This is a genomic window from Pseudorhodoferax soli (assembly GCF_003337555.1).
Classification (GTDB): domain Bacteria; phylum Pseudomonadota; class Gammaproteobacteria; order Burkholderiales; family Burkholderiaceae_C; genus Pseudorhodoferax; species Pseudorhodoferax soli.
On record NZ_QPJK01000005.1, the window covers coordinates 348,864 to 364,269 of the forward strand.

Here is a 15,406-nt window from a genome sequence, read left to right on the forward strand (position 1 = left end):
CTACACGCCGCAGCGCTCGACCAGCTCTTCGGCTTTGCCGTGTGCAGCACGCGTCGGTACTGGCCATGCCCGCGACACCGCGCCGGCGTTCCGTCGGCTGCAGTCCTCGTCATTGCTGGGGGCGCTGCGTCAAGTCAGAGGCGACAGGGACGACGCCTGAACGCGCAAGAATCAACATCAAGGAGCGCCAATCGCGATGACCACCAGTCGAGCACCCCAATCTTCCCCCGCTTTCGGGCCAGGCGCACGGAGTGCGCTGCGCACTGCCGATTGACCGGAAGCTCCATGAACTCGATTGCCTCTAGCTCGACTTTCAACGTCAGCGTTTGCTGATGGCGCAGATCGCCAACGTGTCCCATTGCAGGCGGGCTTTGGCATTGGAAGGCACTTGCCAAGTGGCTGGGCAATGTCAGATGGGATTCGCGCGTCGTGGCCGAGGAGTTCGGCCGGCGCATCGCCTGGCGATCACTGGATGGATCTGACTTACCCAATGAGGGTGAGCTGCTGTTCGGTCACGGCGTGTTGGGCGACTTCTTCGCGCGCCTCACGCGTGCGCCCTACGCCATCGGCGCCTTGGTCCTGCGTCGCTTCAACAGCTTGGCCGAGACAGGCGAGGTGCCCGCGTTGGCGCACAAACCCGCAACCCGTGAGAATCCAGACCCTTATGGGGGGGGGCGAAATGAGGGCCGTCTGTTGGAGCGAGGCGCTGCGTTTGCATACCGATCACAGTGAGGCACTGCGCCAGCCATCCTAGCTGCTGCAAGGGACGACACGCTCTGAGTCTCACCGCACCCTCGACGAGCCGCCTTCGGGCGGCTTTGTCGTTCTAGTCCGGAGCCAGAGTTTCTGTCACGGTCCATGCCCAGTGCCTCGGACCGCAGATGGGTCCGATGCAATGGCCATCCGTGCGGAAAGTCGCCGGCTCCTCGGGCGTTCTCCTGCACCATTGGGCACACCCCGCACTCTGTGCTGGTCCATCTTCCTCGCGCCTATTGGCTCCTGTCGCCTCATCCGACGTGGCCTGCCAGGCACGGCTCTGCCCTTACCCATGAAGCGCGTCCTCATCGCTGTCGCCTGTGCTCTGTCCATGTCCGCCGTCGCAGGGTTTGAACCCCTGTCCGATCTGCCTTCCACGTCGCAAGTCGATGCGCTGACGAAGGCCGGCTGGTTTTCAGACGACGGCTGGGCGATCGGCGCGGCGGTCGTTGCCATGGCCGTGATTGCCAAAAGAAGGAGGCGCTGAGCTTGGGCGGGGGGCGATCCCCTTTGTCCAAGCGACCGCGACAGTAGCCAACTGCAGTTGAAGCAGGGTTTGCACCGGTTCATGTACTGGGCAGACGTGCCGAAGATTGCTCGCATTACCGGCTCAGAACCACACGGTTGGACGTTTCCATGACGCTTGCAGCATTGACCGCCTTCACCCTCATCGCATTCCTTGCGCGTGGCGCATTGGCCGCCGGCTCCAGGTTGGACCAGATCAGCAAAGCGCGTCAGGCGACTGCCAAACTTCGCCAGGACTCCTAGCTCCGCGGTTCGGCTGCGCCTGATGTGCGATCGGAATCAGCGCGACCGGCGCGAAGATTTCTCGCGCTCAAAGGCCAAAACGAAAAACCCGGCCGAAGCCGGGCTGCCTTGCAAGGGTGAAGCCAATCAGGCTTGCTTGCGACGCCGAACAGCAGCCAAGCCGACCAAGCCCAGGCCAAGCAATGCCAGCGAAGCCGGCTCCGGCACGTACTGGGCTTCGATGCGCAGGTTGAAGTTCACATCGGTGGCCATGCCCTCTTGGGTGATGAAGCCCAGGCATCCCGCGGCGGCACCGGTCAGGGCACAGGTCGACGGTTTCAGTTCGATCAGGTCGGGATTGGATGCGAACGTCACCGTGTACAGGTAGTCCTTGTACTCAAACTGGGCGCTCAAAGGACCATCCAGCACGAAGATGTCGGAGCACTTGGTGATGCTGTACTCCGGGCAGGCACCGCTGTTCGGAGTCTCGTAGAAGTTGATCGCGTACTTCGCCACCTGGGCAGGCAGATCGAAGCCGTCTGCAGTGAGCTTCAACGTCGCCAGGATGGTCGTCGAATGCAGCGAGATGCTGCCCGTGCCGATGTTGTTGTTGTTGACGTGCGTATACGTGTTTGCAACGTTGCTGGCGCCGTTGGTGACCAGCTTGCCATCACCAATGTTCGGGCTGTTCTTGATTTGCAGGGCGCTGCGGTCGACCCCGACCTTGCCATTCTTGCGGCCCCAGCTGATTTCCGAGGTGCCGGCGGCCTTCGTGCTGTTGTTGATGCCTTGGCCCGTCGCCGCATTGAAAGTGGTTTCGGCCGGAACGAAGACGCTGGTGACTGAGTAGTTCCAGGTGGTGATGGGCGCGGCGAATGCAGAGGAAAACGTCAGGGCAACTGCAGATGCGAGGCCGAACCGGGTAGCGAAGGAGAGCATATGTGTCCAGTGGTCTGGGCTTGGTCTCAAGCCCACGGTTGTAACTTCTGGAAACAATGCAGACAACGTGCCATGTAGTCTTTTTCTCTTCAGATCAATAACTTGCGGAAAGAAGCACGGCCTGAATCGGAACGGTGTGACAGATTGTTCGACGTGAAATTTTGCACAAGCATGGCGGGCTACGTCGCCAGAAACAGGGGCACCGCTGTGGACCGCGCAGGAAGAAGTTGGGAATCTCGTCTGGCCCGCTTGGACACAGTGGGCGGCATTTGAAGCAGCGATAGCGCGTCCTGCGGCTTGCTCGCGTCGGTTCGGCGTGCGAAACCCGCGGTCCGCGAAACACTGCCTGCCCAATGAAGCCTCGCGGCTACTGCTACAGCCGGCGCTGTATCGGTCCCGGCCGCGGCAGCGCAGCCTTGGGCTGCCGCCGGGCCTCTTGCTGCCGGTGGAGTATTCGCACGTGGTGCTCAGGCCGTTGGCGTCCTTGGCTGACAGCGCGCGCAAGAACGAAGCCATGCGCTATGCCTGCCACCCGGTTTGGCCTCACGGTGCCACTGACCGTCGCGCCGATGCAAAGCACCTGCGTGCCGATTGCCTCATGTCCTACTGGCTCGGCATGCGCAGATTCTTAGGCTGGCTTCGTTCCTAACAGCACCACCGTCGGTGCGGCGGACCACTTCATAAGGATGTGAAATGAAGAAACTAGTTTTGGCCTCAGCCTTGGTTCTTGCGCAAGCTGCAAGCATGCATGTGTTTGCCCAAAGCGACGCGGGGGGATCGAAGAGTGCGCCGACGCCCTCCGCGCAGGCCAACGGGGAAAAGGGCACTGCACCAGCGGGTCCAAAGGCGGGAATTGCGGGAACCGGATCACCGGGCATGGGCGCGCGGAGTGGGGCAGCCGCTGCTGGCGGTACGGCCCCTGCGCCTACGACCGAGTCCACCGGGGAGAAAGCACGTATGCCGGCTGAGCGCAAGCCAGCAACCGGTTCTTCGGACTCGTCAGGTCGCGGGACCGCAGGAGAGCGCAAAGCGGCTCCTACGCCCTCTATCGAAGCCAACGGCGAGAAGGCGGACAAAAAAGGCGGCGTTGGGGAGATGAAGCCCAGCGCCCCTGCCAAGTGATCTGACGGCCGACTGGTGCAGCGTCATCGAGGCGCAGCCAGTTCTGCCAGGAGGATCATCCCGTTTCCGGCGTGGTTGCCCACGCACTCGGACGCAGGGCATATTTGGACGAGGCCGGCACCCTGGCGGGCGGCGGCCGGATCTGCTTCAGGCGGTCGCTGCCGCTCGCAATGACTTCCGCGTTGCGCTGGTTTCCTTCCAGTGGCCGCGGTCGTCCTGCGGCGGTGGGCCAGCGCGTTGCGTTGGGTTCCAGGCCGGGCATGCGCGCCAGGCTGCCATGAGCGGCCATTGCAGGACCACAAGGCCCCCACCGCCGACGCAGCGAAGGCCACCGTCATCACGGTGATTGGCAGCCGTGAATCAAGCGTGATTGACTGTCGCAGCGGGGCGTCGGTCCTCCCCGAAGTCGGCAGGGCCAGATGGCCAGTGCCGCCAACCATGCCGCCCCCAGAGACGCCACCGCAGTGCTGATTCAGGCGAGGAAGGTGCGCTCTTTCGCGAGCGTGAAACCGCAGTCGGCACCTTGCTTTCCTGCTGCCACAGCGGCCTGGTCTGCCGGCTTGTTGAATCGCCCTCAGATCTCGACCGCGCCGACGACGAAATCGCGCGTCGCCTGCAGGTCCGGCTCGACCCCCAGGCCCGGCGCTGCATTCAGCAGGACGGCGCCATCGCGCAGCGCGAACTGCGGCGTGGCCAGCAGCTCGCGCAGCGGGTTCGGGTTCGCATCCACTTCGACATAGCCGGGCCCGCCCACGGCGGCCTTCAGGTGGAAGGATGCGGTCAGGCCGATGCCGCCGCCGAGCCAATGCGGGCAGAACAGCTTGCCGCGTTCCAGGGCCAGCCGCCCGACCGCCAGACAGCCCGTGATGCCGCCCCACTTGCCCAGGTCCGGTTGCAGCACCGACAGTGCCGGGCTGGCGCTGAACGCGTGGAAGGCGTCCACGCCGGCCAGGTTCTCGCCACCGGCCAGCGCAAGCGGCTGCTCGCGGGCCAGGCGCTCCCAATCGCGCAGCGGCGCATCCGCACGCATGGGCTCCTCGAGCCAGTCCAGTCCATGGTCCTGCATGGCGCGGCCGGCCTGCAGCGCTTCGTCCAGCGTCCAGGCCTGGTTGGCGTCGACCATGAAAGGTGTGTCGGGGCCGATGACTTCGCGCATGGCGTGCCGGTTCGCGTCGTCCCGCGCCGCGCCGAACCCGACTTTGAGCTTGAACGCGCGGTAGCCTTCGGCCAGCTTCGTGGCGGCCAGCTTCTCCGGCGAAGTTGGGTTGAGTCCGGACGCGTAGACCGGGATGGGCGCGCAGGCCGCTTCCTTGCGGTCGGAGATGAAACGCCAAAGCGGCTGGCCGGCGCGGCGCGCCAGCAGGTCCCACAGGGCCACGTCGAGCCCCGCGACGATCTGGTGCAGCGTGCCGGGTTCGCCGCATTGGATGGCCAGCACGGCGAAGGCTTCGCTCAGCGCCCGGAAACAGGTCTGCGGGCTGTCCCAGCGCCGGCCTTCGATCTGCGGGCGCAGGTAATAGGCCGCCATGCGCGCCCGGTGCTCGGCGCCCACGATCGGAAAGTTGCACCAGATCTCGCCCCAGCCCGACACGCCCTCGGCATCGCGCACGCGCAGCAGCACGGCGGGGCGGTCCCGCATGATGCCGAAGGAGGTCTGGACAGGTGGATCTGCAGGCGCCCGGAACACGAAGACATCGAGGCGTTGCACTTCGAAGGCGAGAGAGGGGTCGGCATGGTGCATGGGTTTTCGGTGGATGTCGGTCGGGAATGTGTGGTCTGCCGGACGATTGGCCGGCTCACGCGATGGCCAGGTAGGCAGACACCAGGAGGCTGGAGCCCGACGCCAGCAGCAGGCCGGCCACGATGACCTTGAGCACGGCCGGCCGCAGCGTGGTCGGGTAGCGGATCTGCAGGCGCGTCACGACATAGACGACCGGGACCGCGCAGGCGGCCAACAGCAGCGCGTGCGCGCTGAACTGACCCGCCGGCACGACCAGGCACAGCCGGAACAGGGCGTTGAAGGCGAACACCAGCAGCAGCGCCTGGCGCACGAGGTCCCGGTCCAGGGGCTCGCGGTACATCTGGTACACCAGCGGCGGCCCCGAGCTCGAGAACAGGCCGCCGAGCAGGCCCGACAGAACTCCGACGCAGGCGAAGGCCGCCGGTGTCGACTGGCGCTGGCGCGTGCCTGCCTGCAGCAACAGCAGGCTTGCGCAGGCGGTGATGGACAGGCCCAGCAGCCCGCGCAGCCAGGCCACGGCACTGCCGCTGAGCCAGCCGAGCAAGGCGACGCCGGCCACTACGCCGATGGTGCTGCCCATGAGGGTGGGCCGCATCAAACGCCAGGGCGGTGCGATGCGCTGGCTGCGGAAGGACACCCAGGCGTTGACCAGTGTGAGCACCATGGCCGCGTTGGCGGCGTCGGCGACCGATGCCACGTGCAGGCTGGCCGTCAGCCCCAGCAGGATGAGGCCGAAGGCGAAGCCGGTGAGGTTCTGGGCGAATGTGGCCAGCGCCACGCAGGCGGCGAAGGCCGCCACGGATGCGGCATCGCCGCTCTCCGGCCAGTTCACCGCGTCAAGCCGCAAGCCGGTGGCCTCACTGCTTCTCGGCCAGGCCGAGGGTCTTGATCAGCTGGGTGTAGCGCTCCTGCTCGGCCTGGACGAAGGCGCCGTAGTCCTTGCTGTTGCGGTACACGAGCGGCGTGTTCACCTGCTCGGCCTTTTGCTGGTAGGCCGCGGAATGCGCAGCCTTCTCGCAGGCGGCCTCGAGCTTTTGGCGCACGGCGGCGGGCAGGCCCTTGGGAGCGATGAAGCCGCCCCACACGGAGGCCTGCAGCGGCAAGCCGCCTTCCGCAGACGTCGGCACGTCGGGGTAGGCGGGCAGGCGCTCCTTGGCCAGCACCGCGAGGCCGCGCAGCTTGTACTGCGTCGAGATGGTCGGGGTTTCGGCGAACAGCGCGATCTGCTGGCCCAGCAGGCCGGTGATCATCTCGCCCGAACTCTTGTACGGCACATGCAGACCGTCCGTCTTCGCCTGGTCCAGCAGCATGGCCATGGACAGGTGCAGCACCGTGCCCGTGCCGGATGAGCCGTAGGTCAGCTGGCCCGGCTGCGCCTTGGCGGCGGCGATCACATCGCTGAGCTGCTTGAACTTGGAGTCCGGCTTCACCATCAGCATCAGCGGTACGTCGTAGGTGCCGCAGATCGGCTCGAAGCCGTCGGCGGTGTAGCCGGTGTTGCGCAGCGCGGGCTGCAGCATCTGCGGGCCGATGACTGACAGGCCGATGGTGTAGCCGTCCGGGGCTGCGTTCTTGAGCGCGGTCATGCCGATCGCGCCGCCGGCGCCAGCCTTGTTGTCCACCACGACCGGCACGCCCAGGATCTCGCCGAGCGGCTGCTGCATGAAGCGCGCCATGATGTCCGACGTGCCGCCTGGCCCGAAGGGCACGATCAGCGTGATGGGCTTGTGGGGGTAAGGCTGCTGGGCGTGTGCGGCCGGGGACAGCATGGCGGCACAGATGGCGCAGCTGGCGGCTGCAACAGCGAGTCGCGGAAACATCGGTTCGGTTCCTGGATTGTTGTGGTGGACGAGAACGGCGCGCACGTCAGTAGACGTTGCTTTCGAAGCCCTGCGCGAGGCTGGGGCGGATGGCGTCGATGAAGGCCGTGGCCTGGCGCATCATCATTCCCATGTCCGAGGCGACCGCCACGAAAGCGTAGCCCATGGACACGAAGCTGGAGACCACCTCGGGCGTGGGCCCGACGATGCCGCACGGGATGCCGAGCTTGCGGCAGCGCGCGGCGACATCGGCGATGACAGCCTGCACCTCAGGGTGCAGGATGTTGCCGATGTGGCCCATGTTGGCGGACAGGTCGCCCGGGCCGAGGAACAGCGCATCGACGCCTTCGACGGCGGCGATGTCCTCCAGCGCGGCCACCGCCGTGGGCGTCTCGAGCTGGATGATCGTGAAGACCGAGTCGTTGGCGCGCTTGCCGTAGTCCTTGGCGGTGCCGTAGCCGCTGGCGCGGAACACGGCCGCGAAGCCGCGCTGGCCCTGCGGCGGGTACTTGGCGAAGGACACGGCCCGCCGGGCTGCCTCGGCGGAATCGACGAAGGGCACCATCACGGTCTGCGCGCCCATGTCCAGCGCGCGCTTGAACAGCACCATCTCGTTGGCCGCCAGCCGCACCACGGGCGCGGCGCGCGTGCCGGCAATGGCCTGCAGCACGTGCAGCGTGTCCTTCTCGTCCATGGGCACGTGCTCCTGGTCGACCAGCAGCCAGTCGAAGCCGGCGCGGCCCATGGCCTCGGCCGTGCTGGAGGTGCCCGACATGAGCCAGGTGCCGAGCGGGGTGCCGGCTTGCGCCAGGCGCGCGCGGAAGGGGTTGGAAAGGAGGTCGGAGGTCTGGGCCATGGTGCTTGGGGAAGGATTGGTCAAAGGGTCAGTAGATGGACGGTTCGGCGGTGGGCGCGTTGCCGGTCAGCACCTCGAAGTCGCAGCCCTTGTCGGCCTGCGTCACCTGCTGCTGGTAGATGCGGACGTAGCCGCGGCTGTAGGTCTGCGGCGGCGGCGTCCAGGCGGCGCGGCGGGCAGCGAGCTCTTCGTCGGACACCAGCATGTCCAGGCGACGCAGGCCGATGTCGAGCGCGACCAGGTCACCGGTCTTGAGCAGGGCCAGCGGGCCGCCGACGGCCGACTCGGGCGCCACGTGCAGCACGCAGGTGCCGTAGTGCGTGCCGCTCATGCGTGCATCGGAGATGCGCAGCATGTCGCGCACGCCGCGCTGCAGCAGCTTCTTGGGGATGGGCAGGTTGCCCCACTCGGGCATGCCGGGCGCGCCCACCGGGCCGCCGTTGCGCAGCACGAGCACGGTGTTCTCGTCGACGTCCAGGTCCGGGTCGTTGACGGCAGCCAGCATCTCGGCGTTGGAGTCGAACACCAGGGCCGGGCCGGTGTGGCGCAGCAGCTGCGGCGATGCGGCCGAGGGCTTGAGCACCGCGCCGTCGGGGCACAGGTTGCCGCGCACCACGGCCAGCGCCATGCCGGCTTCGGGGCAGTCGGTGGTCGCGGCGATCAGCGGGGCTTGCGGATCGCGGATCACGTCATCGTCGGTGCAGACGCGCCCCTCGATGTTTTCGCCCAGCGTGCGCCCCGTGACCGTCAGCGTATCGAGGTCGAGCTGCTCGCGGATCTTGTTGAGCAGGGCCGGCAGGCCGCCGGCGTAGTAGAAGTCTTCCATGAGCCGGTTGCCCGAGGGGAACAGGTTGGCGAGCACGGGAACGCGGCGCGCAATGGCGTCGAGCTCGTCCAGGCCCAGTGCGATGCCCACGCGGCCCGCGATGGCCGGCAGATGCACGGCGGCGTTGGTGGAGCCGCCCAGCGCCATGTAGGCCGCCACACCGTTGAGCAGCGCTGCGCGCGTGACGATCCGCGAGGGCCGCAGGTCTTCCCAGACCATTTCCACGGCGCGCTTGCCGCAGGCCCAGGCCAGGCGTGTGTGGCCGGCGTCCATGGCAGGTACGCTGGTGGCGCCCGGGAAGGTCAGGCCCATGGCCTCGATGATGGAGGTCATCGTGCTGGCCGTGCCCATGGTGTTGCAGGTGCCCGGCGCGCGCGTCATCTTCGCTTCCAGCGCGATCCACTCGGGCTGGTCGATGTCGCCCACCACGTACTGCTCCCAGTACTTCTTGGTGTGCGTGCCGGCGCCGACCGTGAGGCCCTTGTAGCGGTCGTTGAGCATGGGGCCGGCCGGGCAGAAGATCGCCGGGATGTCCATGGACAGTGCGCCCATGACCAGCGCAGGCGTGGTCTTGTCGCAGCCGCCCATCAGCACGGCGCCGTCCAGCGGCAGGCTGCGCAGCAGCTCCTCGGTCTCCATCGCGAGGAAGTTGCGGTAGACCATGGTCGTGGGCTTGACCATGACCTCGCCCAGGCTCATCGCGGGCAGCTCGAAGGGGTAGCCGCCGGCCTGCAGGATGCCGCGCTTGACGGCCGTCGCGCGCTCGCGCAAATGGGCGTGGCAGGGCGAGAGCTCGCTCCAGGTGTTGATGATCCCGATCACGGGGCGGCCCATGAACTCCTCGCGCACCAGGCCTTGCTGCTGCATGCGCTGGCGGTGGGCGAAGCCGCGGATGTCGTCACTGGCGAACCAGCGCTGGCTGCGGAGTTCTTTCAGGTTTTTGCGAGGAGGCGTTGTCATGGGAAAGAAGTGCAAAGGCAATGGCGAATCGGGAGTGCAGTCTCAGTCGAGCCGGATATCGGCCTGCTTCACGGTGGTGGCCATGGCGGCCAGGTCCTTGCGCAGCAGCGTTTCGAACTCAGCGGGTGTGGAGGACAGCACCTCGTAGCCCTGGGCTTCGAGCGGCCTGCGGAAGTTGGGTGATTCCAGGATCGCGCGCAACTCGGTGTTCAGGCGCTGCACCACGGCTGGCGGCGTGCCCTGGCGCACCAGCAGGCCATTCCAGACGATGGACACGACGCCGGGCGCGCCGGCCTCGGCCATGGTCGGCACATCTGGCAGCACCGGCGATCGCTTGGTGTACGCGACGGCCAGTACGCGCACCTTGCCGGCCTGACGGAACGACACCACCGCCGGCAGGTTGTGGAACATCATGGGGATCTGGCCACCCAGCACATCGTTCAAGGCCGGCGGGCCGCCCTTGTAGGGAACGTGCAGCAGCTGGGTGCCGGTCTTCTCCTGGAACACCACGCCGGCCAGGTGCATGCTGTTGCCGTTGCCGGCCGACCCGTAGACGAGCCTCCCGGGCTGCGCCTTGGCGGCAGCGACGACCTCGGCCACCGACTTGTAGGGCGTGCCGGCGCCGACCACCAGCACATTGGGCATCTGGTGCGTGAGCGTCAGTGGCTGCAAGTCCTTGACCGGGTCATAGCCCATCGACTTGTAGAGGTGCGGATTGACGGCCAGCGTGCTCGTGGAGCCGAGCAGGATGGTGTAGCCGTCGGCTGGCTGCTGCCTCGCGACGAAGGCAGAACCGATGTTGCCGTTGGCGCCGGCGCGGTTGTCGATGACGACCGGCTGGCCCAGGCGCTTGCCCAGTTCCTGGGCGAGCGGGCGCGCGATGGTGTCGGCCACCCCACCTGCGGGATAGGGCACGACGAGGGTCAGTGCGCGCTCGGGGTAAGGTGTCTCGGCATTGCCTGCGGATGCGGAGGCGCAGATGGCCAGCGCGAGTGCCAGCCGGTGGGTGATGTGCATGCTGTCTCCTGAAGTGCAGCCCGCTTTGGCGAGCTTGTTACCGGTAACTGTCACCGGTAACATCGGCGCGACTGTATATTCGCGCGCTGCGATGCGTCAACCCGTTCCACCCGAGACAAGGGAAAACCCTGATGAGGCGTCTGGCGCTCCAGCCAGGGATGCCGCCATGGACAACGCGGGGCGGGTGCGTGCGCCGCGCCGCAAGCTGGGCATTCGGACCATCCACGACGTCGCGGCGCTGGCCGGTGTGTCTTCGATCACCGTGTCGCGTTACTTCAATGCGCCGGAAAAAGTGTCGCCTGTGGTCCGCGACCGCCTGCGCCAGATCATCCTGGAGACCGGCTACGTGCCGAGCCAGATGGCGGGGCGGCTGGCTTCGGCGGAGAGCCGGGTCGTCGGGGCCGTGATGCAGAACACGGGCAGCTCGACCTTCGCCGACCTGGTGAAGGGGATGGGCGACGGTTTCGAGGGGTCGGGCCTGCAGCTGTTGCTGGCCAACACCGAGTATTTGCAAGACCGCGAGGAGCGGGCCGTGCGTGCCTTCATGGGCTGGCATCCCAGCGCATTGATCCTGACCCGCGATGACCACACGCCCGAATCCGAAGCGCTGCTGCGCGCCGCGCGCTGTCCCATCGTCGAGACCTGGGGCGTGGTGCCCGGGCGGCCTTTCCACCAGGTCGGCTTCCCGCACGCGGACGTCGGCAAGGAGTTGGCGCGGCATTTCCTGGCGCAAGGCGCCCGGCGCATCCGCTTCGCGCTGCGGCAGGCTCCACAGGACTTCCGCGCCCAGCAGCGCGCGCAGGGCTACGCACAGGCGATGGTGGCGGCGGGCCTCACGCCGGATGTGCAGGCCTCCTCATGCGATGACGAGCTGGATGCCGGTGCGCAGATGCTGGAGCGCCTGTCGCGCGAGCCGCCGGACCAGCGGCCGCAGGCCGTCATCTTTGCCAGTGACAACATGGCGGTCGGCGCCATCCTCGCGGCGCCCGGCAGGGGCATCCGCTTCCCGCAGGATTTCGCGATTGCCGGGTTCGGCGATGCACCGATCGCTGCACGCCTGCATCCCGCGTTGACAACGGTGCGTCCGCGGCCCTACGACATCGGCCTCAAGGCGGCCCAGGTGGTGCTGAGCCTGAAAGCGGGCCGCGACCCCGAAGCGCCGCCTGCGACGCATCTGGTTCCGTGCGAACTCATCGTGCGCGAGAGCTCGCGCCTGGCTTGAAACCGCCGCGTCCAGTCCATCCGCGCAGCGGGTGCACGGCACCCTCAGACGAAGCAGAGCCAGAAGGGCGTGGAAGAGTCGAGCGCGGACTGGGTGGCCCATCCGGGGGCCCATACACCTACAGTTGTGACGACAGCAGCGATGCCAGTTTCTCCCTGGCCCGCTCGTGCAGAGGTCTGTCGCGCCAGTCCTGCAGCGTGATCGGTTTGGCGACTTTGAGATCGGCCTCGAACTGCAGCGTCTGCTCCTCGGCGAACTTGGCATCGTAGATGTTCAGGTTCGCCTCGTCGTTGAGGCGGAACGAGCGGTTGTCGAAGTTCGTCGATCCGACCGACACCAACAGGCCGTCCACCACGAAGACCTTGCAGTGGAACATCGTCGGCTGGTATTCGCTGATTTGTGCTCCCGCTTCGAGCAGCGGCCCCCAACTCGCCCGTGACGCAGCGCGGACGGACTGGGCATCGATGATGGGCCCCGGTGTGATGATCCGCACGCGCACCCCGCGCCGCATGGCATCGACAAGCGCCGTGACTGTCAACTTGTCCGGCACGAAATACGCGCTGGACAAATCGATGGTTCGCGTCGCGGCCGCGATCGACAGCAAGTACATCAGGTGCATGCTCTCGCTGCCCCCTGAAGGTGAACTGCTGAAGACCTGCGCTCGGCCTTCTCCCACTGCGGAGAGTGCGGGAAAGTAGATTTCGCCGTGCAGCACCTCGCCCGAAGCCTTGATCCAGTTGTCCATGAAGACGGCTTGCATCTGGGCGACGACGGGGCCTTCCACGCGGAAGTGGGAATCGCGCCAGTGCTGGGCGTCTTGCGCATTGCCTGTCCATTCGGGCGCGATGCCCACGCCGCCGGTGAAGCCGATGCGCCCATCCACCACCAGCAGCTTTCGGTGGGTGCGGTTGTTCAGCCGCGCCAGGTCGTACCAGACCGGTTTGTGGAACTTGCGGATCTGCACGCCCGCGGCTTCCATCTCTTCAAGGAAGCGCTCATCGATCTTTGCGCTGCCAACCCAATCCAGCAGGACATGCACCGGCACACCGGCCTTGGCCCGCTCCGCCAACGCGTCGGCGAATGCGCGGCCGATGTCGCCGGACCAATAGATGTACGTCTCGAATGTGATGCTGTGGCGCGCTGCGCGAATGGCCGCCAGCATTGGCGGGAAGATTTGGTCGCCGTTGTGAAATGCAGCAAACCGATTCCCCTGCAGGATCGGAGGTCCGAGAAGAACACCGAGTGCGCGCTGGTACTGCGGATCGTCGAGAGCGTATTGCCGGGTGATTCGCTCCTCCAGCTTTCTTTCGCCGCTTGTGAAGTTGAGCCCCACCAGCGTTGCCGCGACGGTCAGAAGGGCCGTCAATGCAATCAAGACGACAGGGCGTCGCGTCAGGTTCATACAGAGGCCTCGCAACAGGTGTTGTCTTGCCGCACCATGGTTGGCGCAACCGCGCCAATGCCAATCGCACTGGTCATCGCCGGCCAGAATGAAGTTTCACTGGGTTGGGGCGCATCTATCTCTTCATTTTTCGTGTGTGCGAAAGCGTGGACTTTAAATGCCTGCAAATGGCAACTTCCTGGAAACATGCGTGCCGACACCAAAACACGGCTGTGTCTGACATTGGATTATTTGCAAGCACCAACTGAAGTGTTGCCAAAGGAAGAACAAGAACAATTGTTTATTCGGTGCAGGATTAATATCTTGAATTCGACCACTGCGGTTGACGGAGGACTGTGTGAAGTCGAGCGCCGATATGAATGAATGAATCGTCCAGCGTGTGGCGAGCATCTTCGAGTCACAGGCCTGAGGCGCAATACAAACTGCGGCCGCGAATGCATGGCAAGACTCCGCCTCAGAACGCGAGACGCCCGCCGCACTGGTGTGGAACCTGGCATCCGTCCTACTCGCAGCGAGCAGTTCCGTTGACGCCGCCGTCATTCGGGCACTCCTACGGTGTCACGAGCCAGCAGCTCTCAGCAAAGGAGGCAAGACATGACGCGGAACCAAGAGGATGTGGACCTGGAAGGCCAGCCGGAACAGTCGCTGCCCAGCGCCATGAATCCGGCAAGTGCGCAGGGTGGGCAAGGCGAGAACCTGCCCAACATGACCGACGTCGACACGGTCCAGACTGCCGGAGCCACTGCGACCCAGATGGACCGGGAGGGACGCACGTTGGGCTCGGATGCGAGGGCTGCCGACCACGGCGGGCTGGATCAGGGACAAGGCCCTGGCCAGGTGGAAGGCCATGGTCGTTCAGGGAAGCCTCGTTGACGGCCTGCTGCGGCGCCACTGCGGCAACGACCCGTTGCGCCCATTCGGGTCGGTAGGGGAATGAAGCGGAAGCAGAAGTTCAAGGCGAAACCTCGTCCATCTCGGTGTTCAGGGAGCGCCGTTTGCCCGGGTTTGGAAGACGCGCGGGCCTGCCTTCGGCCTGAAGACGACTCGCCGCCGCCCTCGACAAGCAAAGGATGGCCTCCATGAACTCCGATAGGCAAAGCACTCACGCGATGATGAGGATGAGCTGGGGCCGCTTCTTCGCGATGATCGCGACGTCGACGATCGTGATGTTTCCGCTGATGTACCAGTTGGTCTACAGCGCCGATCACGCCACCTTCAGCCTGACGCGGCTGGTGTCGTCTGTCGTGATGGGCTGCGTGATGGCGGCCGTCATGCTGGCCTTCATGTGGAGGATGTATGCCGGTCCACGGACGAAGCTCGCCATCCTGATCGGCGCCATCGTGCTCGGCGTCTTGATCCTCGCCATCAACCGTCAGCAGACGCTGATCGGCGATGTCGACTTCATGAAGTCGATGATTCCGCATCACTCGATCGCCATCAACAACGCGCGCAAGGCCGACATCCGCGATCCCCGCGTGCGCAAGCTGGCCGACGGGATCATCCGCGCACAAGTCAAGGAGATCGCCGAAATGAATCTGCTCGTGGACGACATCGAGAACAACGGTGCGCGCGGGTCCGTGACGTTGCCGCCGAGGACTGCAGAGCTGACGCCGGACATGACGCCGGAGATTGGGGAAGCGGTCCGTTGACCGAGATGGCCAGGCGTCGCGCGAGCGGCCCCCGGCCGGCGGTAGCCCTCGACCTTCGCATTGGGTCAGGTGGGCCGCCGGGGCTTTTGGCCGGAACTCCAGCAGGCGTCCCACGCACCACGCGACTGGCACCACTTCCTGCAGCCGCGCCCTATAGGATCCGGGGCCGACAAAGAAAAAAACCCTGCAAGAACAACGTTCTTGCAGGGTTTTTCTAGGTCTTCCTGAGCCTCGATGAGACGCTCAGGAATGGTCATTTGGCGGAGCAGGCGGGATTCGAACCCGCGGTGGGCTATTAACCCACACACGCTTTCCAGGCGTGCGACTTAAACCACTCATCCACCGCTCC

General features: G+C 65.9%; 13 protein-coding genes and 1 tRNA gene. 5 read left to right on the forward strand and 9 right to left on the reverse strand.

What is annotated here, in order from left to right:
* Window positions 1-1,048: 1,048 nt before the first annotated feature.
* Window positions 1,049-1,243: a hypothetical protein gene (locus DES41_RS19500; RefSeq protein WP_114469313.1), complete on the forward strand. Its 195-nt coding sequence runs from the start codon at window positions 1,049-1,051 to the stop codon at window positions 1,241-1,243.
* A 407-nt stretch (window positions 1,244-1,650) separates the two neighbouring features.
* Here the strand turns inward: DES41_RS19500 and DES41_RS38460 are convergent, their stop codons facing one another.
* The 7 genes from DES41_RS38460 to DES41_RS19535 form a co-directional block, all read right to left on the reverse strand.
* Window positions 1,651-2,442 carry a THxN family PEP-CTERM protein gene (locus DES41_RS38460; RefSeq protein WP_170168230.1) on the reverse strand — a complete coding sequence of 264 codons (792 nt, stop codon included), beginning with the start codon at window positions 2,440-2,442 and terminating at the stop codon, window positions 1,651-1,653.
* A 1,696-nt stretch (window positions 2,443-4,138) separates the two neighbouring features.
* Entirely contained in the window at window positions 4,139-5,305 is a 1,167-nt protein-coding gene (locus tag DES41_RS19510) for a mandelate racemase/muconate lactonizing enzyme family protein (protein ID WP_114469315.1), read from the reverse strand.
* A gap of 55 nt (window positions 5,306-5,360) precedes the next feature.
* Window positions 5,361-6,152 carry a TSUP family transporter gene (locus DES41_RS19515; protein WP_245965782.1) on the reverse strand — a complete coding sequence of 264 codons (792 nt, stop codon included), beginning with the start codon at window positions 6,150-6,152 and terminating at the stop codon, window positions 5,361-5,363.
* A gap of 10 nt (window positions 6,153-6,162) precedes the next feature.
* On the reverse strand, window positions 6,163-7,074 hold the full coding sequence (locus tag DES41_RS19520) for a Bug family tripartite tricarboxylate transporter substrate binding protein (protein ID WP_211333010.1): 912 nt from the start codon (window positions 7,072-7,074) through the stop codon (window positions 6,163-6,165).
* 97 nt (window positions 7,075-7,171) lie between these two features.
* The gene (locus DES41_RS19525; protein WP_114469317.1) at window positions 7,172-7,981 is read right to left on the reverse strand and encodes an HpcH/HpaI aldolase family protein; all 810 of its coding nucleotides are present in this window, start codon (window positions 7,979-7,981) and stop codon (window positions 7,172-7,174) included.
* Window positions 7,982-8,009: 28 nt separating this feature from the next.
* A complete protein-coding gene (gene araD / locus DES41_RS19530) occupies window positions 8,010-9,767 on the reverse strand; it encodes an L-arabinonate dehydratase (protein WP_114469543.1) in 1,758 nt (585 codons plus the stop codon).
* Window positions 9,768-9,809: 42 nt separating this feature from the next.
* Entirely contained in the window at window positions 9,810-10,784 is a 975-nt protein-coding gene (locus tag DES41_RS19535; RefSeq protein WP_114469318.1) for a Bug family tripartite tricarboxylate transporter substrate binding protein, read from the reverse strand.
* 166 nt (window positions 10,785-10,950) lie between these two features.
* Here DES41_RS19535 and DES41_RS19545 point away from each other — a divergent pair, with 166 nt between their 5' ends.
* Complete coding sequence (locus tag DES41_RS19545; protein ID WP_170168231.1) at window positions 10,951-12,006, forward strand: LacI family DNA-binding transcriptional regulator; 1,056 nt, start codon at window positions 10,951-10,953, stop codon at window positions 12,004-12,006.
* Window positions 12,007-12,124: 118 nt separating this feature from the next.
* Here the strand turns inward: DES41_RS19545 and DES41_RS19550 are convergent, their stop codons facing one another.
* A complete protein-coding gene (locus tag DES41_RS19550; protein ID WP_114469319.1) occupies window positions 12,125-13,408 on the reverse strand; it encodes a phospholipase D-like domain-containing protein in 1,284 nt (427 codons plus the stop codon).
* A gap of 57 nt (window positions 13,409-13,465) precedes the next feature.
* Between DES41_RS19550 and DES41_RS37845 the strand changes: the two genes are divergently transcribed.
* From DES41_RS37845 to DES41_RS19560, 3 genes are all read left to right on the forward strand, one after another.
* The gene (locus DES41_RS37845; protein WP_147282896.1) at window positions 13,466-13,771 is read left to right on the forward strand and encodes a hypothetical protein; all 306 of its coding nucleotides are present in this window, start codon (window positions 13,466-13,468) and stop codon (window positions 13,769-13,771) included.
* A gap of 231 nt (window positions 13,772-14,002) precedes the next feature.
* On the forward strand, window positions 14,003-14,281 hold the full coding sequence (locus tag DES41_RS19555) for a hypothetical protein (RefSeq protein WP_114469320.1): 279 nt from the start codon (window positions 14,003-14,005) through the stop codon (window positions 14,279-14,281).
* A gap of 206 nt (window positions 14,282-14,487) precedes the next feature.
* The gene (locus DES41_RS19560) at window positions 14,488-15,057 is read left to right on the forward strand and encodes a DUF305 domain-containing protein (RefSeq protein ID WP_245965783.1); all 570 of its coding nucleotides are present in this window, start codon (window positions 14,488-14,490) and stop codon (window positions 15,055-15,057) included.
* Window positions 15,058-15,315: 258 nt separating this feature from the next.
* Here the strand turns inward: DES41_RS19560 and DES41_RS19565 are convergent.
* Window positions 15,316-15,406 (reverse strand) — tRNA-Ser (locus DES41_RS19565).